This is a genomic window from Fischerella sp. PCC 9605 (genome assembly GCF_000517105.1).
GTDB lineage: Bacteria > Cyanobacteriota > Cyanobacteriia > Cyanobacteriales > Nostocaceae > PCC9605.
On sequence record NZ_KI912151.1, the window covers coordinates 282,889 to 304,473 of the forward strand.

Here is a 21,585-nt window from a genome sequence, read left to right on the forward strand (position 1 = left end):
AAACCCGCCCCTACTAACTACTAACTACTAACCACTAACCACTAACTACTAACCCTTAAAAATCATCTTCATAACTTCTCATCATTTTGGGGTCAGGGGCAAAGGCTAACCACAAGGGAAATTGTAACAGTGCCAAACTAATTAACTCTTCAGAATCATCAATGATAATCAAAGGGAGTTGATTAGATTTTTCCAAGCGTTCGGCTTTTAGTGCCACTGCTTCTGGTGCTTCAAATAATACTACTCCTCGGTCGGGTCCAAAATCTGGACGACCAATACCCAAGCAGTCTTGCAAGCCGCGTCGCCATTCACCCAAACGTTCTGGTGTATTGGCTAAAACCAAAGTACGGACGCGATCGCCATACAAATGATTTAGTATAGAGATAATTGCTGAAGCTATAAGTATATTTTGCAACCTACTACCCATAGTTCGCAAAGCACCGCGTCCACCTTGGTTGAAGAACCAGTTGGAAACTCGTTCAGCGTGGACTGGTTCAAAGGTACGGCGCAGCTGCCACGGTGGCCCGTAGTAATCTGGTTTGTTACGGTACTGGTCAATCAGGCGACGAATTTGCTTTGTAGTGTCTTGGAATTGCTGTTGAGCAAATTGTGGTGTTCCTGGCAGAGGTTCAGCGGGTTTTACTTCTTTGATTACTGATTTTTCTGGTTCTGGTTTCGGTTTAGATACCAACTGCAATTGTTCTGCCGCTGCCGCCAAATCCTGTAAGCTACCTGTGAGATAATCTTTAAAACCCTGCACTCGAATGGCTAAGTCTTGAGAAGCACCTGCAAAAGTGGTTCGCATCTCGTTGCGAATGCGTTCTTGACGCCGTTCCAATTGTTCTATAGAAAGTTGCAACGATTGTTTCCGTTGTTCTAATTGCGAAAGCGACTCTTGTACAAGTTTCCCCATCGCTATTTGCGTTTCATTTATTTGCCCCTGAAGGATTTTATAAGAAGCTTGCAAATTAGCAATTTCTGCTTTGAGGTCTTGTTCTTGTTGTTTCAATTCGGCAAGTCGTTGCGTTGCTTGTACTTCTGGTTGATTGTCTTCTAATTTTGATTCTATTTGTGACCCTTGTGCGGGTGCTTCTTCATCTAGCTGCGCCACATCCTCATCTACAGGGCTTGTAGCTTCTGCACTAGCGATGGGCAAAGCAGATTGTGCATCTACTATAGAATTTTGTGTTGTGGCTTCCACCACAGATTCAACAGATGAATTTTCCGTTTGCTCATTTGTAGAACTTTCTGCTTTTGTTGGTTCTAAAGATTCATCTGTTGGTTGTGGAGTTTGATATTCCTCTGGATTCATAAACGATAATCTAATTCCGATGACACAATTAAAAAGCTTTAAGCAATATACAATTTACGAGCTTTAAAAGTCTCGAATCCTGAGTTTACAACATAAATACTCAGCATACTCTGCCCAAAACCAGACGCAAGGCGTCTGGTTTTCTAATTACTAAATGCGCGGACAGCGTTGTTCTAAGCAAATTTTAAGGGTGTTAGGATCAAATATGATTGGCAAAAAGTGAATGCTTTTAACTTCTTTAAAATAAAACAGTATCGGAACCCTGTCCCAGAATATACGCCAGTTTTGCCATTCTCGGTAAGGAAAGCGCCTAATTAATTTTTCACCCCTGTAAATATCTAAATCAGTAGCAGTAAATTGCAAACGCAGTGTTACTGCCTGAAACATGAGAAACAACCCAAATAGTGCGATCGCGCCACCTATCCAAGGTTGCACCAACAGCAATGGAATCGCCCCAATCACTAACACCACAGGTATGTTGTAACTGGGCTTAAGTTCCACAGTAGATGCTGATAATGGCGCTTGCGAAGTAGTCACAGTCTCAAATCCTGTTTGGTTAGTGGACATTATTCTTATTTTAAGAGTTAGTGGTTAGTACTTGTTGTTGGTTGGTTGTTGTTTGGTGTTTGTTGTTCGTTATTTGGAACAACAACCACCAACTACCAACAAATAACTACCAACAAAATCTAAAAGCCTTGTAATAACGCACTGCCAGTTCCTTGAAACATTAACCAAGAAAGAAAGAAATTGCTAATAAATATAATCAACAAGGCGGTAACAACAGCAGTTGTGGTTGATTGTCCCACACCTTTGGCTCCTCCTGTTGTTGTCAAGCCCCAGTTGCAACCAATTACGGCTATCAAAACTCCAAAGCAACACGCCTTAATAATGGCGCTAATAATATCCCAACTGCCAAGAAAGTTACGGGCTGAGTCTAGAAACTGCGTATCAGACAGATTGTATATATTCGTTGCAATCACCAATCCTCCCAGCATCCCTGTCACCAAAGACAGAAGAGTTAAAACTGGCATCATTAAAAGGCAAGCCAGCACGCGGGGAATAACTAAATAATCAATCGGATCGGTTTTTAACATCAACATGGCATCAATTTGTTCTGTCACCCGCATTGTGCCAATTTCTGCTGCAAATGCCGAACCAACCCGTCCTGCCAAAACCACAGCGGTAAGAACAGGGGCAAGTTCTCGTGTTAGTGCCACCGCCAGCACTCCACCAACAAGGTTTCCTGCACCAAAGGTGATAAACTCCCGGGCTACCTGAATGGTAAATACCGCACCGACAAAAACAGCCGTCAATAGGGCAATAAACAGCGAATCCGGCCCAACTACCGCCATTTGTTCGAGAGTATTGCGCCGATGAATTTTGCCCTTGAGGAGGTGGACTATTACTTGTCCACCTAGAAAAATCCCTGCCAGCAACCGCTGACCCCATGTTCCCAAACTAGATTTGGATGTAGTCTCGCTCAATGTTCACTAGCTAACTCGGTAACTGCATTTAGAATAGCGAATTTAGTCAATAGTCAATAGTCATTAGTCATTAGTCAAGAGTTAGTGGTTAGTAGTTAGTAGTTAGTGGTTATTTCTCCCCCCTCTCCCCATCTCCCCATTGCCCCTAATCCCCAACGCCAGGTGACGCCACGTGCTACAACGCTTGGTACACCCGCAACGTAGTGGCTCCTAACCATGCACGGCAGTCGTACCCTGCACCGAAGCCCTCCGGGTACTCTACGAGAAGCCGCGCTGCGCGCGCCTACATGGGGGAAACCCCCTTTGGAGCGCACTGCCTCACCACCGCACTGGCTCCTCCAAGCGCGGTCGTGGGGGCCGGTGAGTTCCCCATCTCCCCCTCTCCCCATCCCCCCATCTCCCCTTTTTGGTTAACTAAGTTTAAATCTCATCTCAGAAATTAACACTGCAATCAGCCGCATTTTGACTATAGGCAGACTTATAATTATCAGCGTAAAGCTTGATATTTCTGGATTTATCTGGAGTGAGTGGCTTTTTGGGTTTGACAATACTCTGAGAAAATTGTATGTAGGTATTTTAATAAAAACTTAAGAATGTTGAAATCTTGCCCACTGTGGAGCGATCGCACTTATTGTAGAAATTGTAGAAAATGACGACTCAGGGAAACGGCTATTGTCCTCTTAAATCAGGGAGCCAGATTTTCATGACGATTTGGATTAACTTTCTCCGTTCGCTACTACTGACGATAATTTTTAGTTTTGTCGCACCGATGTTCCTCGTCGGTGGCATACTATTGCTTGTATCGCTAATGGGTTATATTCCCGGTTTACAAGGAATAACAGAAGCGATCGCCACTCATATATTGCAGTTTCTCGTTATCTTTGGTAGTGGCACTGCCCTAAGAGGATTAATTGTAATTAGTTTGACCTGTAGCTTTGTAGGGGCGCTGTTTGATACTTATGCCTACTACAGGTGTCAAATTCTACGGTAATTACTAAGAACTGACCACTCTGTTGAAGTTTATGTTTTTGGGCATAAATTTTAAGAAGTTTATTCCCTCAATTGGAAAAAGCAGCGATGGGCTAGAGTAGGATTATTATAAGTAAATTATTATTAAATTTAGATCTGAAAAATATTTAATTTTGGTCAATAATTAATAATTAATAGTCACTAGTCCAAAATTTTGTACCGTTGGCTTTTAAAAGAACACTGTGCTCGACAGAAAAAACCTTATATACTTTGGCTATCACGACAATTTTAATCGCCGAAAACTTTCGTACCTAACAGTTAAGCTATTATGCTGGTAATTTGTATTTTTTGAAATTAGGGATAAAGCATTAAACTCTCTCCCCATCTCCCCATCCCCCCTCTCTTCATCCACCTCAACGATAATACTAAATTTTTTACTGCTTCTCGTTCTGGGCTAGTGTAAAGCAAGTTGATGAGTAGGCAAGAGTAATAGCGTACAAAGAATATAATTGTATATACAATTTAGAGGTTTTTTTGACTGCTCATGATTTGGCCTTTTAAGCCTAGGTTTCGCAAACAAATTGCTCGAATAGAAATTACTGGTGCGATCGCCAGTGCAACTCGTAAAAGAGTTTTAGAAGCCCTAGAAACCGTAGAAGAGAAGAAATTTCCAGCTTTACTGCTACGTATTGATAGCCCTGGTGGCACGGTAGGCGATTCTCAAGAAATCTACAGCGCTTTGAAGCGTTTGCGTGAAAAAGTAAAAATTATAGCCAGCTTTGGCAATATTTCTGCTTCTGGCGGTGTCTACATTGGTATGGGTGCTGAACACATCATGGCTAACCCAGGTACCATTACAGGTAGTATTGGTGTGATTTTGCGTGGTAACAACTTGGAACGCTTGCTGCACAAAATAGGGGTTTCTTTTAAGGTCATTAAATCTGGACCCTACAAAGATATTTTGGCATTTGACCGGGAATTGACTGAACCCGAACAAAATATTTTGCAAGAATTGATTGACACTAGTTACCAACAGTTCGTGCAAACGGTAGCTGAGGCACGAAATTTAGGGGTAGACACTGTCAGAAGTTTCGCTGACGGTCGTATATTTACTGGTCAGCAAGCCTTAGAATTGGGTATTGTAGACAGGTTAGGAACAGAGGAAGATGCCCGTCGTTGGGCAGCAGAACTTGTTGGTCTTGACCCAGAAAAAACACCCGTCTTTACGCTGGAAGAACGCAAACCTTTGTTGAGTCGTTTATTGCCAGGGACTCGTCAGGTTTCATCCGGATTGGCTTCTGGAATTGACTGGCTAGAGTTTGAAATGTCTACTAGTGGTTTGCCTTTGTGGTTGTATCGACCATAAATGGTTATTTGTCCTTTGTCATTTGTCATTTGAATAGTTATTTGTTGTTTGTTGTTTGTTGTTGGTTATTTGGAACATCCAACAACCAACTACCAACCAACAGCTAATCATTGACTAATGACCAATGACCAATGACTATTAACTAATAACTATTGACTAATTACTATTGACTAATTTAAGGAGGATAAATTGGTGGAGTGGCGAATGCGGTCTATTCGCGGCGCAACTACCGTTACTGAAAATACGGTGGAAGCAATGCGAGAAGCAGTGATGGAATTATTAGATGAGTTGGAAAAACGAAATCACCTGCATCCATCGGATATTATTAGTGTTACCTTTACGGTGACACGCGATTTAGATGCGATTTTTCCTGCTGCGATCGCTCGCCAACGTCCTTACTGGAATAATATCGCTATGTTGGATGTACAGCAAATGTACGTTGAGGGTAGTTTAGAACGCTGCATCCGATTTTTAATTCACGTCTATCTCCCAGTCTCTGCTTCAGTCTACCATACCTATTTGCGTCATGCTCAAAATCTGCGTCCTGATTGGAGTTTATCCCAACCTTTATAACCAAACCAGATGCAGAAATATACCAACACGATAACTCAAAATTTCGGCAGTAAGGCATCAGCTGCTACCTCGAAAGTAGAGAGCCTAAGCAACGAAGTGCTCGAAATGTTGGGCATTCAGGCGTTTTCATAGCACAGGAAAAAATGACGCGCTTGTTGATGTTAGTAGTTTTTAGAAGTTGTCGGAATAATGGGTGTTGGTCTATCTTGAAGTACCGCTTTCAGAGCACTTATCCACTGCTGTGCTATGAACTTATTGCCCGAATCGTTAAAGTGGAGACCGTCGCTACTAAAAATATCGCCCTGTTTCAATCGAGCAAGTATTGCACCGTTCATATCTAGGAAGTAGACGCGCTTGCCCTGTGCAGACAGCTGCTTGACATGCTGCTTCACAAATGCGTTGGCTGTAGTTCTCGTTTGACTAGTATCAACACCATCGCGAATATCCCATTTAAACGGAGGAATTGAGGCGACCACAACTCTGGCTTTGGGACGTAATAACAAGATATCATCGATAATTCCTTGAAGGGATTGTGTAAGAAATTCTGAGGTGTTATCGCCTCGTACATCACTACCAAAGAAATCATTTGTGCCAAGCATGATCAGCACCACATCAGGCTTGGTCGCTTGAACCCAGTCCCGAATGCTCCCTGGCTTTCCTTCCCATGACGGGAGACGAACATTTGATTTCGGTTGTTGCAACACCTGCGCCGCCGACCAACCACCATGACACTCATGATCGGGGTCTTGATATGCACCGTCTTTTTTAGTTCCCACCCAGTCTATGGTAGACCCAAGTTTGGTCTGTGCCACCGCACTCCGCAGAACAGCAATATTGCCTTCACATAGAGAATCTCCTAAGGACATCACTTTGGTTTTGGTAACTGCGGTGGCAGTTCCAACCGGAAGAAAACACAATAGTGTGACGGCTAGACTTACATTACCCCACCAAGCACGGGCTGTTTTTTCGCTTACACACTCGATACTCTTGTGTATGCTCAATAAACGGCGGATATGATTTTGGATACCCATGATGTCACCCACTTGATCGATCGGCGTACTCTTTGCTAACCTAACACGCCATTTTCTGTTCCAATGCTGATGTCGGTACATCATTTATCCATCCTAGCAGGAAGACCCCAGGTGGGGCGGCTTCCCGTAGGGTAAGACTAGGTATCACCGAACAAGTAAAAAGTAAAAAGGTATTCATAAATAAGAAGAAAATATTGGGTTTGGAGCATCCTAAATTTATTTATGAAACAAGTAAAAATACTTTTTGAGAGACGCGTAGCGCGATAAGTGAGACCAACACGTGAAGGGGTCAAATGAGATAAAAATGCGTCCATTTCAAATCCCCTTAATTTATTTATGGGGATTTACTTTTTACTTTTTACTTTTATCTTTTTACTTTTTAATTTCCTGCTACGGCTGCGGAAATTAAAGCTTATGCATATCTATGTAGTCAGTTTAGAGGCTGCTAATGGCTAATTGCTTGATTGCTAATCAATAGATTAGCCATTAGCTTGTCTTGCCTGTTTTGCTATTTTTCCGTTGGTTTTTGACGATGAAAACGAATTCCTAAAAAGATGTCGTAAAGGAAATCGAAAAAGTCTTTTTTTTGTAGCAATCCTAAAGATTGGTGACAATCTTTTTGATCTAACAGAGGTTTCATGAGATAGTATGTAGGCTGGTAATTGTACCAGGGAATAGAAGGCCACAAATGATGAATTAAGTGGTAATTCTGTCCCAGAATCAGGATATTGAGAATTGGGTTGGCATAAACGCGAGCATTTTTCCAGCGATCGCGCTCAACAAAGGGACGATGGGGCAAATAATCAAAAAATAGTCCCAATGCTAATCCAACTATGCCAGAAGGTACGAACCAAAAATTCAAAATATAACCCAAAAAGTGGAATTGAACAGAGAGCAAAACAATTGCCACTACAAACAAACGGCTGAGAAACCATTCTAGAAGTTCATACTTACGCCAGAGACGACGTTTAAAGAAAAACACCTCGTGATAGAAAAAACGCACTGCTATTAACCACAAGGGGCCACCAGTAGAGACAAAATGATCTGGGTCGTTTTTTGGGTCGTTGACATGAGCGTGATGTTGCAAATGCACCCGCGTAAACACTGGAAAAGCAAAAGCCAGCATCAAAGCGCTTCCATGCCCTAGCATCGCGTTAATAATCTTATTGCGATGGGCAGATTGGTGGCAGGCATCATGAATTACCGTCCCAGAAATATGTAGGGCGACAATATTCATCACAAAGGATATCCAATGCGGCCAATGCCAAACCCAGTAGCCAAAGCAAGATACCACAACGATCGCCACAGCTGCTAAAAACATTAGCAGTGTTGGATTAAAACCACCGGGAGACGCCAATAATTCTTTGGGAGGAACTGTCAGTTTTTGGGGGACTGTCAGTGGCTTCTTTGCCTCCGACGTCAGCATTGTGAACTCCTTAGTAAAATCAAAATTTTGTTAGTACAAGAAGGCAGCTATGAGAAGGTAAGAAAGCTTATAACTTAAGCATTGTTACTTTGTTTAACTGGATAGTTATTTCCAGCACGCTGCACTAATTAAGTTTGAGGGCACAGACGCACAATATCCTTTAGAGGGCAGTCTCGGAAATTAGCAGCTTTCCTGAGAGTCAGATAGACTCTTATAGACTACAAATGAAGTCAAAATTCAGGTAAACGTTGCTAATAGCATTGACAGGCTACCCAAGAGCAGTTCTGATTAGCCCATGCTTAGATTTATCTACATAGCTATCCTCCTTGGCAATTGGGACTTGGTCAAGAGCCACGCATATGGTGGTATGGAATTCCCCCAAAATTGCCATAGCAAAGCCAAGCTGTACAACCTTGTGGCTGACGAACTCAACCAGCCTATAATGACAGACAAGCAACAGGGTTTCTTGGGGTTTATCCATTTGGTATATAGAAGCGGCAAATTAACGACACTAAATTCCGCTCTGAAAAATAATAAGGTTTTAAAGTTTTGTGTAGCAAGATTTATCGATATATTCGCATATCAGGTGCAAAATAACGGTATGATGCCAGACGAGACTCTAAGCATTTATCCCTCCCGCTACATCATAATTCCCTGAGTAGCCCCTTAGATTCAGCCTCTATGCAATTAAAAGACTCTGTACGCCGAACAAAAATTGTCGCCACGATTGGCCCTGCTACCAGCAGCCCGGAAATGCTTAAAGCTATTATTGAAGCTGGTGCAACAACGCTGCGACTGAACTTTTCCCACGGTTCTCATGCCGACCATCAGCGCAATATTCGCTTAATTCGGCAGACAGCTTTTGAGTTGAATCAACCTGTTGGTATTCTCCAAGACTTACAAGGACCAAAAATTCGCTTGGGGAAATTTGAAAATGGATCGATAGTAGTGGCAAAAGGCGATCGCTTCACCTTGACAAATCGCCCTGTTGTTGGTTGCCAGGAAATTAGCTGCGTCACTTATGAATATTTAGCAGAGGAAGTTCCCATCGGCGCAAGAATCCTCCTTGATGATGGCCGAGTCGAAATGCAGGTAGAAGATATTAACCGCACAAAAGGCGATCTGCACTGTCGTGTCACCGTCGGTGGAACCCTCTCCAATAACAAAGGCGTTAACTTTCCTGGAGTATACCTTTCCGTTAAAGCCATGACCGACAAAGACCGCGAGGATCTGATGTTCGGTCTAGATCAAGGCGTTGACTGGATAGCGCTTTCCTTTGTTCGCAACCCGCAGGATGTGATGGAAATTAAAGAACTAATTTCCAGCACGGGTAAGCAAGTGCCAGTGATTGCCAAAATAGAAAAACACGAAGCCATCGAACAGATGGAAGCGATTTTGGCTTTGTGTGATGGTGTGATGGTTGCTAGGGGTGACTTGGGCGTAGAATTGCCAGCAGAAGATGTACCCATGCTGCAAAAACGGCTAATAGCCACTGCCAATCGCTTGGGGATTCCCATCATCACCGCTACCCAAATGTTAGACAGTATGGTTAGTAACCCTCGTCCGACTCGTGCGGAAGTATCGGATGTGGCAAATGCGATTTTAGATGGTACAGATGCAGTAATGCTCTCCAATGAAACAGCCGTCGGTAAATACCCAGTAGAAGCAGTAGCAACGATGGCACGCATTGCCGAAAGAATCGAGCAAGAAGCAGCACAAAATTCTAACGCCAGTCAGGTCACAGATAGGAAGCATTCTATTCCCAACGCCATTAGCCAAGCAGTGGGGCAAATCGCTGAACAGCTAGGGGCTGCGGCAATTATGAGCTTAACGCAAACCGGAGCCACTGCCCGCAACGTTTCTAAGTTCCGTCCCCGCACAAGGATTTTGGCTGTAACGCCCCATGTGAATGTAGCAAGGCAACTGCAAATGGTGTGGGGTGTCAAACCACTGTTAGTATTAGAACTGCCTTCCACCGGTCAGACTTTCCAAGCAGCTATTAACGTTGCTTTGGAAAACAAGCTGGTCTTTGAGGGAAATTTGGTGGTGATGACTGCTGGTACACTCCAAGGCGTTTCTGGGTCAACTGATTTAATTAAGGTAGAAGTCGTAACTGCCGTTTTGGGTCAGGGAATTGGACTCGGACAAGGTTCCGTCAGCGGTCGCGCCCGAGTAGCTCACACTGGCATGGATACAAGTAGCTTTAATCCTGGGGATATTTTGGTTGCGCCTCGTACCAACGCTGATTTTGTCGAGGCAATTCGCAAAGCAGGCGGTATTATTACTGAAGAAGACAGTCTCACCTGTCACGCAGCAGTCATTGGCTTACGTCTGGGCGTACCTGTGATTGTTGGCGTCAAGAAGGCAACAGAGGTGATTCGCGATGGGGCAATTCTCACAATGGATATGCAACGGGGTTTAATTTACTCTGGGGCAGTAGGAACGCCATAAAAATGGTTGGTAGTTAGTGGTTAGTGGATAGTGGTTAGTGGATAGTGGTTAGTGGATAGTGGTTAGTGGATAGTGGTTAAAAATCAACAACTAACAACTAACAACTAACAACTAACAACTAACAACTAACTACTAACTACTAACTACTAACTACTAACTACTAACTACTAACCAATCTCTTGTGTTCAAAGAAACTGCTTTAATACTTCCGCCGTTGCTAGTCCTGTTTTTTGCCAACTAAATTGGTTTGCCCTGCTGATCCCTGCGGCGGAAAGGCGATCGCGTAGTTGATTATCAGTAGCAATTTTAGACATTGCCTCTGTAATTTCTCTATGGTCATAGGGATTGATGAGAATAGCAGCATCGCCAGCAACCTCTGGTAAAGAGGAGAGGTTGGAAGTGATGACGGGAGTACCGCAAGCCATTGCTTCTAGAACAGGGAAACCAAAACCTTCCCAAAGACTGGGGAAAACGAGAGCGATCGCACCATTTATAATCGTTGGCAATTCGCGATCGGGAACGTAGTTTAGGAATCTTATCTGCTTTGCTATACCCAGTTCCTCTGCTTGCGCTTGTAAAAGAGGAGTGTAGCGTTTGTCTGGCGATCCCGTTAACCACAGTTCGTAATCGCGATAATTCGGTAGCCTTGCAAAAGCAGCAAGGAGTCTGTGTAAATTCTTATAGGGATCGTGTCTGCCAATATAGAGAAAATAGGGACAATAATTTTCATCTGCTTGTAAAAAGGCGGGAATATAGCCCCCCTTTTCAAGGGGGGTTGGGGGGATCTGAACAGGTCTAAAATGACTCGCATCATGCGCCAAGGGTATTGGCGTTATTTTGTTAGCACGAATGCCATAAAAGTCAACGATGTCTCTCGCCGTAGCCTGGGAGTTACAGATAATGTGTTGCGCTTGCCGGAGAACTTGGGGAATATAGTGGCGAAAGTAGGGTGTAAGGGGTGAAAAGCGCTTAGGAAACCGTAACGGAATGACATCGTGAACCATCACGATAAAACGGCAATTAGAATATAAAGGTGCTTCCGGGAGTGGAGAAAAAATGAGGTGAGATTTTAGCTTTTGATAGATTTGTGGCAATTGAAACTGCGTCCACACTAAGCGGTCAAAATGGCCTTTTGTACCATGAGCGGGAGTAAGATGATCTGGAATTGAATAACAGTGAAATTCTGGGTAATTTACGGCAGTTAAGAGAGTAGGGTTAAAAGATTTTAAATAAGGGAAAAGATTCTTAGCATAGTTACTTATACCCGTAGGTTGCGAAAATATAACCGATAAGTTAATTAATAATTTGCTCATTTACATACTCTGGAATTTATTTGTGTGCACCCCCCTCATTCCCCCCTACAAGAGGGGGGAAGGTAGAGGAAAAACTTTTATTGATTGTGCGTCTGTGGTCGTACATACATAAAATACCAACTTTTGCGGGAGCAATATACTTTAAAAAAGTGTCATTAGCTTATCTTCGCCAATACATAAACACGCCGTAAAATTTTCCCAATCCAAACTGAGGTTTAATAAACATCAAGACAAAGGCGTGGCAAATCAGCCGAGTTAATCTCAAGCTAAAAACCAATTTACTTGTGTACCTCTCTAAAGTTAATAAATAACTATAGGTACTGTGTTTAATTTTTATGAAAACATACTTATTAGTAATTGAAGAAGGCTGATGTAAAACACCAAACTGCTTGGTAACAGCTATTAAATGTCCTTGCTGAGCATATCTTTGACAAAAATCAAAATCTTCATAGTAAAGAAAATAAGCAGAATCGAACAAAGGACATTCATGAAAATTGCTGAGATTAATTATCAGACTACAGCCTGTAATCCAATCACATAAAACATAATCTGTATTTGTATTTGTTAACAAATCTTGAGTCAAAATCGCCCCTGTATTGTCAATAAAGCGACCACCTGCAAACCAAACTTCACCCACAGGAGTATGAACAATTGTACCGAGAATCGAAATTTCAGGATGCGAATCAAAAAATGATTGAACTTTATCTAAAGTATTTTCTAATAAATAAGCATCTGGATTAATTATCCAGACAATTGCTTGTGGATCTTCTGCATAAATAAATTTTAGTCCTAGATTACAGGCGCTACCAAAACCTAAATTACTAGTAGCGTTAAGAATAAGTACAGATTCATTTTTGAGTTGATAAATAGAATCATCATCAGGAGAGTTATTGATGATAACTATTTTGTAATCTGGATTTTTGCTATTTGGTAGAGAAGAAATTAATTTAGCAACAAGATAAGTTGAATAATAGTTAACTGTTAAAAAGTAAATCACGTCAGTTCAATTTGACAGTCATCACCAATCATAAATCGCAAAGCTTTAGGACGGCGGGGGGCAACTGTCAATTGCGCTCTTTGTCCAATCACGCTATCAATAATACGTTGATGAATTCCAGCTATTTTAGCACCTTCTAAAACCACACTATGTTCTATGTCAGTGTCGATGAGCCTGGTATTATTGGCAATGCTAGTGTAAGGGCCTATGAAGCAGTTTTCTAAATAACAATTGCTACCAATTACAATTGGCCCGCGAACAGTACAGTTAACTACTTTAGATCCAGCCCCAATCTGGACTCGCCCAATTACCTGACTTTGAGCATCAATTTCTCCTAAAATTTCTGTGTTTAAGTAAGTATCAAGAATGAGACGGTTCGCTTCTAATAAGTCATCTTTTTTACCAGTATCTAGCCACCACCCTTCTAGTTGGCAGGCTAAAACTTGCTTTTGTTGATCTATAAGGCATTGAATAGCATCGGTGATTTCCAACTCACCCCGAAGAGAAGGTTGGATACAGGCGATCGCATCATGAATAATATGAGAAAAGAAATAAACTCCTACCAATGCCAAATTAGAAGGTGGTTGTTTGGGTTTTTCGATTAACTGCAATACTCGCCCAGTCTCATCTACCTTAGCCACACCAAAAGCACTAGGATTGCTAACTTGACGCAAGAGAATTAGGGCATCTTGCTGTTGAGTAGTAAATTTTTTGAGAAAATAACTTAAGTCACCTTGTTGAATGAGGTTATCGCCCAAGTACATTACAAAAGGCGAATCGCCTAGGAAGGGAAGGGCAACTTTCACAGCGTGGGCAAGTCCTGCTGGTTGTTCTTGCAAGATATATGTAATTTTTGCCCCAAAGCGATCGCCATTTCCTGTTTTAGCTTTTACTTCTGACCCTGTTTCCGGACTAATAATAATACCAATATCAGTAACCCCAGCGGCAACCATCTCTTCAATGCCATACCACAAAATAGGTTTATTGGCAACAGGTACCAGTTGTTTTGCCCCCGTGTAGGTGAGAGGGCGCAGACGAGTGCCTTTACCGCCAGAAAGGATCAGTGCTTTCATAAACTTGGTTGGTGGTTGGTGGTTGGTGGATGGTGGGTGGTGGATAGTAGATAGTAGTTAGTGGTCAATAACCAACTAACTACTAACTACTAACCACTAACAACTAACTCCTTCAACATTCTTCTGAGTCTTTCTCGCCAATGGGGCGCATGATTTCCCAGAACCGCCGCTATTTTGGCACAAGCAAGAACAGAGTAACTAGGGCGGCGAGCGGGTGTAGGATATTCAGAGGTAGTGATAGGAATAATTCGTTCCACTTTCACAGGGTAGCCTAGCTGTTGGGCTTCTTCAAAAATGGCAATGGCAAAGTCGTACCAGCTAGCTACACCGCTATTAGTGTAGTGATAGGTTCCAGCAATTTCTGAACTCAATAGGGGTATTAATTGGGCGATGGTTGCTGCTATGTCTCTTGCCCAAGTTGGACTACCAATTTGATCGGTGACTACACGAATTTCTTCTCTTTCTCCTCCTAGCCGCAGCATAGTTTTGACAAAGTTACTTTTGCCAAAAGTCCCATATACCCAAGCTGTGCGAAGAATAAGGTGATGAGCGTATGTCTGGCGAATAGCCTCTTCTCCTGCCAGTTTAGTTTGACCGTAAACACTTAAGGGATTAGTCGCGTCGGTTTCCTGATAGGGATGACAGCTATTGCCATCAAAAACGTAATCAGTAGATATGTGAATTAGGAAAGCTTGCTGTTTTTTAGCTTCTTCAGCGAGGATTTTAGGCGCTGTCGCATTAATGGCTTTTGCCAATTCCGGTTCACTTTCAGCTTTGTCAACAGCGGTATAAGCAGCAGCGTTGATGATGACTTGGGGTTTGTTTTCTCTAATCGCGCTGCGGAGAGTATCGGGTTGGGCAAGGTCTATGGTGGGGCGTGCAAGAGTGATGACTTTTCCATAGGTGATGAGGTTTTGTTGTAATTCTTTGCCTACTTGACCGTTACTGCCGATTAGCAGAATTGATTTACTCATTAGCCTACTTGTGCTTGTGGATTTTTGCACCTCCAAGAGGCTTTATGAAAACCATATCATTAGTTTGGCGTTTTTTGGTATTTAATTTACCTTCTGGGCATTAGCATTTAGCGATCGCCTTTGTTACAACAAAGGCGCTTTTTTCTTCAGATTTCTAAGACGTTTCTTAGAAAAGATGCTGGATTTTTCTGATACAATCTGCCGTGTGTGTTCCCATTTTATATCTCTCTTAAGCTCAAGCTCAAAGAATGACTATTTTTACGGTTAAGTATAAAGCTCTGCTTCATTAAAAAATTTACCTGCTTGGTCTTTGGCAGATAAGATTGGTTGTCCAGACAAATGCCAATCTATCGATAAATCGGGGTCATTCCAGAGGATGCACCGTTCATATTGAGGAGCATAATAGTCTGTAGTCTTATAGAGGACTTCAGCAAATTCTGAAAGGACAACAAAGCCATGAGCAAAGCCTGGCGGTATCCAAATTTGGCGTTTGTTTTCGGCGCTGAGTTCACAACCCATCCACTTACCAAAAGTTAAGGAACTTTTTCTAATATCTACGGCAACATCAAATATACTACCAATCACGACTCGGACTAGCTTGCCTTGTGGTTGTTGAATTTGGTAGTGTAAACCACGCAAGACGTTTTGTTTGGAGCAAGAATGGTTGTCTTGAACAAAGTTAATTAAATTACCAGTTATATCAGTAAATTTTTGATAATTGTAGCTTTCAAAGAAAAACCCGCGATCATCTTGGAAGACTTGAGGTTCAATGATGAGAACCTCAGGAATTTCAGTAGAAATAATCTTCATGCTGCTTGGGGATTTACTACTTTGTTAGTTTCTAAAATGACTAATTTGCTAGCAAAAACTAAACAATGAAAGCAATATTAATCATAAATTATTTTCTATGTTATTTTTAATTTAAATTGCAAGAATATGACGCAATGTTGGTATTGGCGATCGCTCCCATTAGAAAAACGTACTGGTTCTGATATTTTCGCTGCATTATTTGGTTACAACCACACATCTACAATTGCAACTCTACTAGAAAGCCCTAATCTAGGATCAATAAATAATTCTCAACTCGCTCGTTATTCTATCTGTGCAGGCGCTCCTCGGTATGTGGATGGACACCCCCAAATGTGGACTCCACCACTAGGAAAAGTTCTTCCCTTTCTTGAACAGTTACTGGCAAGAAAAGAAAACGCCCCCCCTCTCCCTTTCACCCCCTCCTCCTCTCTCCCTTTCACAGGCGGTTGGCTGGGTTGGTTGGGCTACGACATTGCCTGGGAAATTGAACAGCTACCTTACACAAAATCCGATTCCTTGCCATTTCCAGTAGCTTTTTGGTACGAACCAGAGTGTTTTGCGGTTTTGGATCGCTGGGAACAAGTTTTGTGGTTAGCTGCCAGTAGTACAAGTGGGTTGGATGAGTTAGAGAGGAAACTCGAACAGGGAGATGGGGAGATGCTTCGCGATGGGGAGATGGGGAGATGGGGAGATGGGGAGATGAAGAAAATCCACCCCATAACGGTTACTCCCCATTTCCAAACTTCTCAAGAAGAATACGAAGCAACAGTCAACCTTGCAAAAAAATACATTCAGGCTGGAGACATTTTTCAGGCCAATCTCTCGCTGCGGTTTGAAGCACAAACAACTGCTTCTGGTTGGGAAATTTACCGTGTTTTGCAGCAGATCAATCCTTCTCCTTTTGCTTGCTATTTCCGAACACCTTGGGGAGAAGTTATTAGCTGTTCGCCAGAGAGATTGGTACAGTCACAAAGATGTAGAGACGCGAAATTTCGCGTCTCTACTAGACCGATCGCTGGCACGCGATCGCGTGCCAGCGCGCCAGAAAAAGACCAACAACTCGCAGCAGATTTACTTAGCAACACCAAAGAACGTGCTGAACACATCATGCTCGTGGACTTAGAGCGCAACGATCTAGGGCGTGTATGTGAATGGGGAAGTGTGGAAGTTGATGAATTGCTGACGATTGAGCGATATAGTCACGTCATGCATCTTGTCAGCAATATCAAAGGTATCTTAAGAAGCGATCTTAGTACCATTGATTTAATTCGCGCCATGTTCCCTGGTGGCACAATCACAGGTTGCCCAAAAGTCCGTTGTATGGAAATCATTGAGGAACTAGAACCTGTACGGCGTAGCCTGTTCTATGGTTCCTGCGGCTATTTAGATTGGCGGGGTAACTTAGACTTAAATATCTTAATTCGCACCCTGCTATTAGCTCCCTCTCTACCGAAGGAGAGGGAGTGGGGATTAGGAGCGAGAGGGAAAGGGGGGGAAGTGTTAAAACAACTCCCCCACTCCTGCACTCCTGCACTCCTCCACTCCCCCACTCCCCCACTCAACACCGTCTGGGGACAAGTTGGAGCAGGAATTGTGGCAGACAGCGATCCCGAGCGAGAATGGCATGAATCTCTGCACAAAGCTCAGGCACAACTAAAAGCACTACTGGGGACTGGGGATTAGGGACTAGGGACTGGGGACTAGGTATTAGGAAATAAGAAGAATCTTCTCCCAATCCCCAATCACCAATCACCAATCCCCAATCACCAATCCCCAATCATCAATCCCCAATCCCCAATCACCAATACCCACCAAATTATTCCAACTCAGCAAACCTTGACTGTTGGCTCTTGATTATTAAGTATTAAGTATTAACTATGGACTTATGACGTAATAGCGAAATCTAATGATGCAACTGGGAACTGAAATAGGATCTATCTTGAGAATGGGGAACTCGGCGTTTCCTCCGAGGATAACGGGTAATGGGGAATAGGCAAAGAGGGATGTTCTTACGCAAGAAGTCTACTATCTCTTTTATTTTTTCCCGTACTTTTTCCCCTTGACCCTTGCCCTAAGTCTATTGGTAAGCTGTTTGTGAATTTGTACAACAAACGGCGGCAATTATGGCAGCATGGGTAGAGGGGAAACAAGGAGAGAATAAAATCAACAAGAGGGGAGAATGGGGAAACTCTATTTCTGTGTCTCTAACTCTTAATGTCCCCTGTTGTTGCCCCAAATGGCAGTTGTAATTTAGTTAGGACGGCAATATGCCTTAGCTGCTGCCATTTTCGCTGTCTGTTGCCAATTACATCGACATCTTTACCAACGCTATTGTGCCAAAAGTTGGCTGATTTCGCATTTGGAGTAAATATTCCAGTTCAATGGAAGTATCACCCTCACCAATGTTGGCATTCAACTGCGAAAACATACTATCTATTCTTACCTTCAAGTATTAAATGAATCCAGAAAGCTCAGAAACTTACATAAATCATCCAACTTGGGGTTTGCTCTATAGGATCTGTATGGTGGATGAAAACCAAGAATTATTCACTACACTGTATGCTCAACGTCTATTTTTTTTGGTAACAACTGATGCTAAAGGTCTCAAGTTTCAGCCGATAGGACGTACTGAGGCGAGAATGTTACTAGAAAATCGCTTGCGTAATCTGCGTCGCACTGGACAAGCTCAAGATTACGATCAATTGCAGAGTATTTTCCAACGCACATTCCAATGAGCAGTTCGATTAGCGAACGTATTGCCACCGTGCGCGCACACCTACCAGCTTCGGTTCGGTTAATAGCTGTCACTAAGCAAGTACCAACTGATGTGATTCGCGCTGCCTATGCAGCAGGAATTCGGGATTTTGGTGAAAATCGCATTCAAGAAGCGATTGGCAAGCAAGCAGAGTTACAAGACTTATCAGATATTACTTGGCACTTTATTGGACATTTGCAAAGCAATAAAGCCAAAAAGGCCTTAGAAAACTTTCAGTGGATTCACTCAATAGATAATTTGAAGCTTGCACAGCGCTTAGACCAATTGGCACAACAATTAGGAGTAAGTCCTTATGTGTGCTTGCAAGTAAAAATTCTCCCCGATCCCAGTAAATCGGGCTGGAGTGTACCTCAACTTTTAGCTGACCTACCAACACTTAATCAATGCAAAAATTTACAAATTCAAGGTTTGATGACAATTCCGCCCTTAGGGTTGAATGATGCGGAAATCCTTGATGTATTTAATCGTACGCACGAACTAGCACAAGAAATCCGCGAACAAAACTGGCCTCACATTCAAGTGCGGCATTTGTCAATGGGAATGTCTAGTGATTACCAACTGGCAGTACAAGCAGGTGCAACGATGGTGCGCTTGGGAACTATTTTGTTTGGAGAGCGTACCCCGTAAGCGATCGCACATTTGAGATCCTCGCACAAACGCACAGTATCGCAGAGAATAATTGTTGACCGTTGTAGAGATGCTCTATTTGAAGCATCTCTACATTTTTTTGAGTATTTAAACTTGGTTAGTAAGTGACAAGGAAAGGAGGACATGAGGTGATGGGCAAGGGGCAAGGGGCAAGGGGCATGGGGCATAGGGCAAAGATAACGTTGAATCCCAATTCACTTCGGCCCGATTCCCAATCCCCAATAAACTTTGGTTAAGAAAAGTATGCAAACGAAATTACTTTTTTCCTGCATGTAAAAAAAATTAGAAAACGCTGGTTGGCGAGCATACAAAGGATTGAGGATTGACAAAGGCAAACACACAGAAAATATAATGTGTAGGCAACTTTGCATACAAAAATAGTTAGGCTATAATCTGGACTCATTATTGCGTGCAAGCTATGCATAGACGTTCTGGGGGGCGTCCGTTCATCAGCAAAAGCCGTAGTATATGCTACAAACAACTATAGAATTGCTAAACTGTCCGCCCTCTGTAGCGGCGTAACTCGGCTGCATCAATTGTTGCCATATCAATAAGGGTGATTTGCACCAGGAGCGTACACTATGAACAATATTTTCTCTAAACTGAGAGATTTTGTTGGTTTAAATGAGCAAGTAGAATACGAGTACTATGAAGAAGAACCTGATACAGAAAGCTACCAGAATCTTTATCAGGAACAAAATCAGCAACCAATACCACCACAAGAACCTACCTCTGCAAATCGACGTTGGCGCGAACCAGTGCCTACAATGAATCCAGATGTAGCAACAGCTTCTTCAAAGACGATGAGTAATGTGATTGGTATGCCAGGTGCAATTAATGGTATTTCAGAAGTTTTAGTCCTAGAACCGCGTACATTTGAAGAAATGCCGCAAGCTATTCAAGCATTGCGAGAGCGGAAATCAATTGTATTAAATTTGACAATTATGGATCCAGATCAAGCGCAGCGAGCGGTTGATTTTGTTGCGGGTGGCACTTATGCTCTTGATGGACATCAAGAGCGCATTGGCGAAAGCATCTTTTTGTTTACACCCAGCTGTGTGCAAGTTAGCACTCAAGGCGGAGTTCTTCACGAAGTACCTCAACCACCAGTGCGTACCCCACGCCCTGCAACAACTCCAAATCCGACTTGGGGAAATGAACCTAATCGCATGGTGCAATGAACTAGAATTAGTCATGAGTCATGAGTCATTAGTTCAAAATCTAATGACCAATGACCCTTACGGGTTCACCAGTCGCTCATGGGGGAGACCCCCAAGACCGCGCTGGCTCACCAATGACCAATGACCATTGACCAATGACAATCAAATTTAGTTTAATTGGTGGCGGGGTAATGGGAGAAGCTTTATTATCCCGCCTTATTGCTCGTTCAATTTATCAACCATCAGAAGTGATGGTTAGTGAACCGCAGTCTGCACGTCAGGATTTTCTAGCGCATCAGTACAATGTGGCTGTGACAGCTGATAACTGCCTGGTTTTCAAACAAGCAACAGAAGTGGTGTGTTTGGCGGTTAAACCTCAGGTATTCAGTGCGATCGCCCAAGAGTTAGCAGATGTCATCGATAAGGGATACTCGCCGCTGGTAGTTTCTGTGTTGGCAGGTGTACCTCTAACTCATCTCGAAGCAGCTTTTCCCCAATTGCCAGTCATTCGCGCCATGCCCAATACACCCGCAACAGTAGGTGCAGGCATCACCGCCATCACCCCTGGCGCTTATACCCATGCTAATCATCTGGAAATAGCACGGCAGCTGTTTTCTGCGGTAGGGGAAGTAGTAGAAGTTCCCGAATCGCTGATGGATGCAGTCACTGGACTATCGGGTAGTGGCCCTGCTTACGTAGCGTTAATGGTAGAAGCACTTGCTGATGGCGGAGTTGCCGCAGGTTTATCCAGAGCGATCGCTTATCGACTAGCTTTACAAACCGTCTTGGGAACAGCGCAGTTATTGCACGACACCAAAATCCACCCAGCAGAACTCAAAGACCGCGTTACCAGTCCCGGCGGAACAACAATTGCTGGCATTGCCCAATTAGAACGCTCAGCATTTCGCTCAGCCTTAATTGAAGCAGTCAAGGCGGCTACAATTCGCTCCCAGGAATTGGGGAAGTGAGGAATCGAGCATTGGGAATCGGGCATCGGGCATCGGGCATTGGGCATAGTTAACAACCACTAACTACTAACCACTAACCACTAACAACCAACCACTAACCACTAACCACCAACAACCAACAACCAACCACCAACAATTTCTTAAGTAATGGTACAATTTATAATTTAGCTACTACCTATGAAGGTTTGATTTGTTGAGGTGATTCTGGATGAATCGCCATGAGAGATTGAAATAATATAGTAAACAGTCTGGTT

General features: G+C 43.0%; 21 protein-coding genes. 9 read left to right on the forward strand and 12 right to left on the reverse strand.

The window, feature by feature from the left end; genetic code table 11:
* Nucleotides 1-55: 55 nt before the first annotated feature.
* From FIS9605_RS0126240 to FIS9605_RS46195, 4 genes are all read right to left on the reverse strand, one after another.
* Nucleotides 56-1,312 carry a DUF3086 domain-containing protein gene (locus FIS9605_RS0126240; protein WP_026735235.1) on the reverse strand — a complete coding sequence of 419 codons (1,257 nt, stop codon included), beginning with the start codon at nucleotides 1,310-1,312 and terminating at the stop codon, nucleotides 56-58.
* A gap of 150 nt (nucleotides 1,313-1,462) precedes the next feature.
* The gene (locus FIS9605_RS0126245; protein WP_026735236.1) at nucleotides 1,463-1,879 is read right to left on the reverse strand and encodes a DUF3119 family protein; all 417 of its coding nucleotides are present in this window, start codon (nucleotides 1,877-1,879) and stop codon (nucleotides 1,463-1,465) included.
* A 119-nt stretch (nucleotides 1,880-1,998) separates the two neighbouring features.
* Complete coding sequence (locus FIS9605_RS0126250; RefSeq protein WP_026735237.1) at nucleotides 1,999-2,796, reverse strand: MlaE family lipid ABC transporter permease subunit; 798 nt, start codon at nucleotides 2,794-2,796, stop codon at nucleotides 1,999-2,001.
* A gap of 95 nt (nucleotides 2,797-2,891) precedes the next feature.
* A complete protein-coding gene (locus FIS9605_RS46195; RefSeq protein ID WP_269321072.1) occupies nucleotides 2,892-3,014 on the reverse strand; it encodes a hypothetical protein in 123 nt (40 codons plus the stop codon).
* A gap of 485 nt (nucleotides 3,015-3,499) precedes the next feature.
* Here FIS9605_RS46195 and FIS9605_RS0126260 point away from each other — a divergent pair, with 485 nt between their 5' ends.
* The 3 genes from FIS9605_RS0126260 to aroH all read left to right on the forward strand — a co-directional run bounded on the left by FIS9605_RS0126260 (nucleotide 3,500) and on the right by aroH (nucleotide 5,704).
* Complete coding sequence (locus tag FIS9605_RS0126260) at nucleotides 3,500-3,787, forward strand: hypothetical protein (RefSeq protein WP_026735239.1); 288 nt, start codon at nucleotides 3,500-3,502, stop codon at nucleotides 3,785-3,787.
* A gap of 522 nt (nucleotides 3,788-4,309) precedes the next feature.
* Nucleotides 4,310-5,131, forward strand: coding sequence for a signal peptide peptidase SppA (gene sppA / locus FIS9605_RS0126265; RefSeq protein ID WP_026735240.1), 822 nt, complete (start codon nucleotides 4,310-4,312; stop codon nucleotides 5,129-5,131).
* A 204-nt stretch (nucleotides 5,132-5,335) separates the two neighbouring features.
* Nucleotides 5,336-5,704, forward strand: coding sequence for a chorismate mutase (gene aroH, locus FIS9605_RS0126270; protein WP_026735241.1), 369 nt, complete (start codon nucleotides 5,336-5,338; stop codon nucleotides 5,702-5,704).
* 161 nt (nucleotides 5,705-5,865) lie between these two features.
* Here aroH and FIS9605_RS0126275 read toward each other — a convergent pair whose 3' ends face one another.
* Together FIS9605_RS0126275 and crtR are read right to left on the reverse strand one after the other, a co-directional pair.
* Nucleotides 5,866-6,819, reverse strand: coding sequence for a GDSL-type esterase/lipase family protein (locus tag FIS9605_RS0126275; protein ID WP_026735242.1), 954 nt, complete (start codon nucleotides 6,817-6,819; stop codon nucleotides 5,866-5,868).
* 424 nt (nucleotides 6,820-7,243) lie between these two features.
* Nucleotides 7,244-8,161, reverse strand: a complete 918-nt coding sequence (gene crtR / locus FIS9605_RS0126280; RefSeq protein WP_026735243.1) for a beta-carotene hydroxylase — start codon at nucleotides 8,159-8,161, stop codon at nucleotides 7,244-7,246.
* 681 nt (nucleotides 8,162-8,842) lie between these two features.
* On the opposite strand from crtR, the gene pyk reads away from it, so the two are divergent.
* Nucleotides 8,843-10,612 carry a pyruvate kinase gene (gene pyk / locus FIS9605_RS0126290; protein WP_026735245.1) on the forward strand — a complete coding sequence of 590 codons (1,770 nt, stop codon included), beginning with the start codon at nucleotides 8,843-8,845 and terminating at the stop codon, nucleotides 10,610-10,612.
* A gap of 185 nt (nucleotides 10,613-10,797) precedes the next feature.
* Here pyk and FIS9605_RS0126295 read toward each other — a convergent pair whose 3' ends face one another.
* From FIS9605_RS0126295 to rfbC, 5 genes are all read right to left on the reverse strand, one after another.
* Nucleotides 10,798-11,925: a glycosyltransferase family 4 protein gene (locus FIS9605_RS0126295; RefSeq protein ID WP_026735246.1), complete on the reverse strand. Its 1,128-nt coding sequence runs from the start codon at nucleotides 11,923-11,925 to the stop codon at nucleotides 10,798-10,800.
* A 160-nt stretch (nucleotides 11,926-12,085) separates the two neighbouring features.
* Nucleotides 12,086-12,922, reverse strand: a complete 837-nt coding sequence (locus FIS9605_RS0126300; RefSeq protein ID WP_026735247.1) for a glycosyltransferase — start codon at nucleotides 12,920-12,922, stop codon at nucleotides 12,086-12,088.
* Nucleotides 12,919-13,995: a glucose-1-phosphate thymidylyltransferase gene (locus FIS9605_RS0126305; RefSeq protein ID WP_026735248.1), complete on the reverse strand. Its 1,077-nt coding sequence runs from the start codon at nucleotides 13,993-13,995 to the stop codon at nucleotides 12,919-12,921. Before FIS9605_RS0126305 ends, FIS9605_RS0126300 begins: the two co-directional genes overlap by 4 nt.
* 89 nt (nucleotides 13,996-14,084) lie before the next feature.
* Nucleotides 14,085-14,969 carry a dTDP-4-dehydrorhamnose reductase gene (gene rfbD, locus FIS9605_RS0126310; protein ID WP_026735249.1) on the reverse strand — a complete coding sequence of 295 codons (885 nt, stop codon included), beginning with the start codon at nucleotides 14,967-14,969 and terminating at the stop codon, nucleotides 14,085-14,087.
* Nucleotides 14,970-15,233: 264 nt separating this feature from the next.
* Nucleotides 15,234-15,779, reverse strand: coding sequence for a dTDP-4-dehydrorhamnose 3,5-epimerase (gene rfbC, locus FIS9605_RS0126315; RefSeq protein WP_026735250.1), 546 nt, complete (start codon nucleotides 15,777-15,779; stop codon nucleotides 15,234-15,236).
* Between the two features lie 126 nt (nucleotides 15,780-15,905).
* On the opposite strand from rfbC, the gene FIS9605_RS0126320 reads away from it, so the two are divergent.
* Nucleotides 15,906-17,462 (forward strand): anthranilate synthase component I, encoded by a 1,557-nt coding sequence (locus tag FIS9605_RS0126320; protein ID WP_026735251.1) that lies wholly within the window; start codon nucleotides 15,906-15,908, stop codon nucleotides 17,460-17,462.
* 622 nt (nucleotides 17,463-18,084) lie between these two features.
* Here the strand turns inward: FIS9605_RS0126320 and FIS9605_RS46200 are convergent.
* Complete coding sequence (locus tag FIS9605_RS46200) at nucleotides 18,085-18,207, reverse strand: hypothetical protein (RefSeq protein WP_269321073.1); 123 nt, start codon at nucleotides 18,205-18,207, stop codon at nucleotides 18,085-18,087.
* A 28-nt stretch (nucleotides 18,208-18,235) separates the two neighbouring features.
* Here FIS9605_RS46200 and pipX point away from each other — a divergent pair, with 28 nt between their 5' ends.
* The 4 genes from pipX (at nucleotide 18,236) to proC (ending at nucleotide 21,331) form a co-directional block, all read left to right on the forward strand.
* Nucleotides 18,236-18,514, forward strand: coding sequence for a transcriptional coactivator PipX (pipX, locus tag FIS9605_RS0126330; protein WP_026735252.1), 279 nt, complete (start codon nucleotides 18,236-18,238; stop codon nucleotides 18,512-18,514).
* Nucleotides 18,511-19,182 (forward strand): YggS family pyridoxal phosphate-dependent enzyme, encoded by a 672-nt coding sequence (locus FIS9605_RS0126335; protein ID WP_026735253.1) that lies wholly within the window; start codon nucleotides 18,511-18,513, stop codon nucleotides 19,180-19,182. Before pipX ends, FIS9605_RS0126335 begins: the two co-directional genes overlap by 4 nt.
* A gap of 602 nt (nucleotides 19,183-19,784) precedes the next feature.
* Complete coding sequence (locus FIS9605_RS0126340) at nucleotides 19,785-20,384, forward strand: cell division protein SepF (protein ID WP_026735254.1); 600 nt, start codon at nucleotides 19,785-19,787, stop codon at nucleotides 20,382-20,384.
* A gap of 134 nt (nucleotides 20,385-20,518) precedes the next feature.
* Nucleotides 20,519-21,331, forward strand: a complete 813-nt coding sequence (gene proC, locus FIS9605_RS0126345; protein ID WP_026735255.1) for a pyrroline-5-carboxylate reductase — start codon at nucleotides 20,519-20,521, stop codon at nucleotides 21,329-21,331.
* Nucleotides 21,332-21,585: the final 254 nt, after the last annotated feature.

Bases quoted from the DNA above. Each gene is read 5' to 3' on its own strand.
- FIS9605_RS0126240 (WP_026735235.1), bottom strand. From the start codon at position 1,312: ATGAATCCAGAGGAATATCAAACTCCACAACCAACAGATGAATCTTTA.
- FIS9605_RS0126245 (WP_026735236.1), bottom strand. From the start codon at position 1,879: ATGTCCACTAACCAAACAGGATTTGAGACTGTGACTACTTCGCAAGCG.
- FIS9605_RS46195 (WP_269321072.1), bottom strand. From the start codon at position 3,014: ATGGTTAGGAGCCACTACGTTGCGGGTGTACCAAGCGTTGTAGCACGT.
- FIS9605_RS0126260 (WP_026735239.1), top strand. From the start codon at position 3,500: ATGACGATTTGGATTAACTTTCTCCGTTCGCTACTACTGACGATAATT.
- sppA (WP_026735240.1), top strand. From the start codon at position 4,310: ATGATTTGGCCTTTTAAGCCTAGGTTTCGCAAACAAATTGCTCGAATA.
- aroH (WP_026735241.1), top strand. From the start codon at position 5,336: ATGCGGTCTATTCGCGGCGCAACTACCGTTACTGAAAATACGGTGGAA.
- FIS9605_RS0126275 (WP_026735242.1), bottom strand. From the start codon at position 6,819: ATGATGTACCGACATCAGCATTGGAACAGAAAATGGCGTGTTAGGTTA.
- crtR (WP_026735243.1), bottom strand. From the start codon at position 8,161: ATGCTGACGTCGGAGGCAAAGAAGCCACTGACAGTCCCCCAAAAACTG.
- pyk (WP_026735245.1), top strand. From the start codon at position 8,843: ATGCAATTAAAAGACTCTGTACGCCGAACAAAAATTGTCGCCACGATT.
- FIS9605_RS0126295 (WP_026735246.1), bottom strand. From the start codon at position 11,925: ATGAGCAAATTATTAATTAACTTATCGGTTATATTTTCGCAACCTACG.
- FIS9605_RS0126305 (WP_026735248.1), bottom strand. From the start codon at position 13,995: ATGAAAGCACTGATCCTTTCTGGCGGTAAAGGCACTCGTCTGCGCCCT.
- rfbD (WP_026735249.1), bottom strand. From the start codon at position 14,969: ATGAGTAAATCAATTCTGCTAATCGGCAGTAACGGTCAAGTAGGCAAA.
- rfbC (WP_026735250.1), bottom strand. From the start codon at position 15,779: ATGAAGATTATTTCTACTGAAATTCCTGAGGTTCTCATCATTGAACCT.
- FIS9605_RS0126320 (WP_026735251.1), top strand. From the start codon at position 15,906: ATGACGCAATGTTGGTATTGGCGATCGCTCCCATTAGAAAAACGTACT.
- FIS9605_RS46200 (WP_269321073.1), bottom strand. From the start codon at position 18,207: ATGTTTTCGCAGTTGAATGCCAACATTGGTGAGGGTGATACTTCCATT.
- pipX (WP_026735252.1), top strand. From the start codon at position 18,236: ATGAATCCAGAAAGCTCAGAAACTTACATAAATCATCCAACTTGGGGT.
- FIS9605_RS0126335 (WP_026735253.1), top strand. From the start codon at position 18,511: ATGAGCAGTTCGATTAGCGAACGTATTGCCACCGTGCGCGCACACCTA.
- FIS9605_RS0126340 (WP_026735254.1), top strand. From the start codon at position 19,785: ATGAACAATATTTTCTCTAAACTGAGAGATTTTGTTGGTTTAAATGAG.
- proC (WP_026735255.1), top strand. From the start codon at position 20,519: ATGACAATCAAATTTAGTTTAATTGGTGGCGGGGTAATGGGAGAAGCT.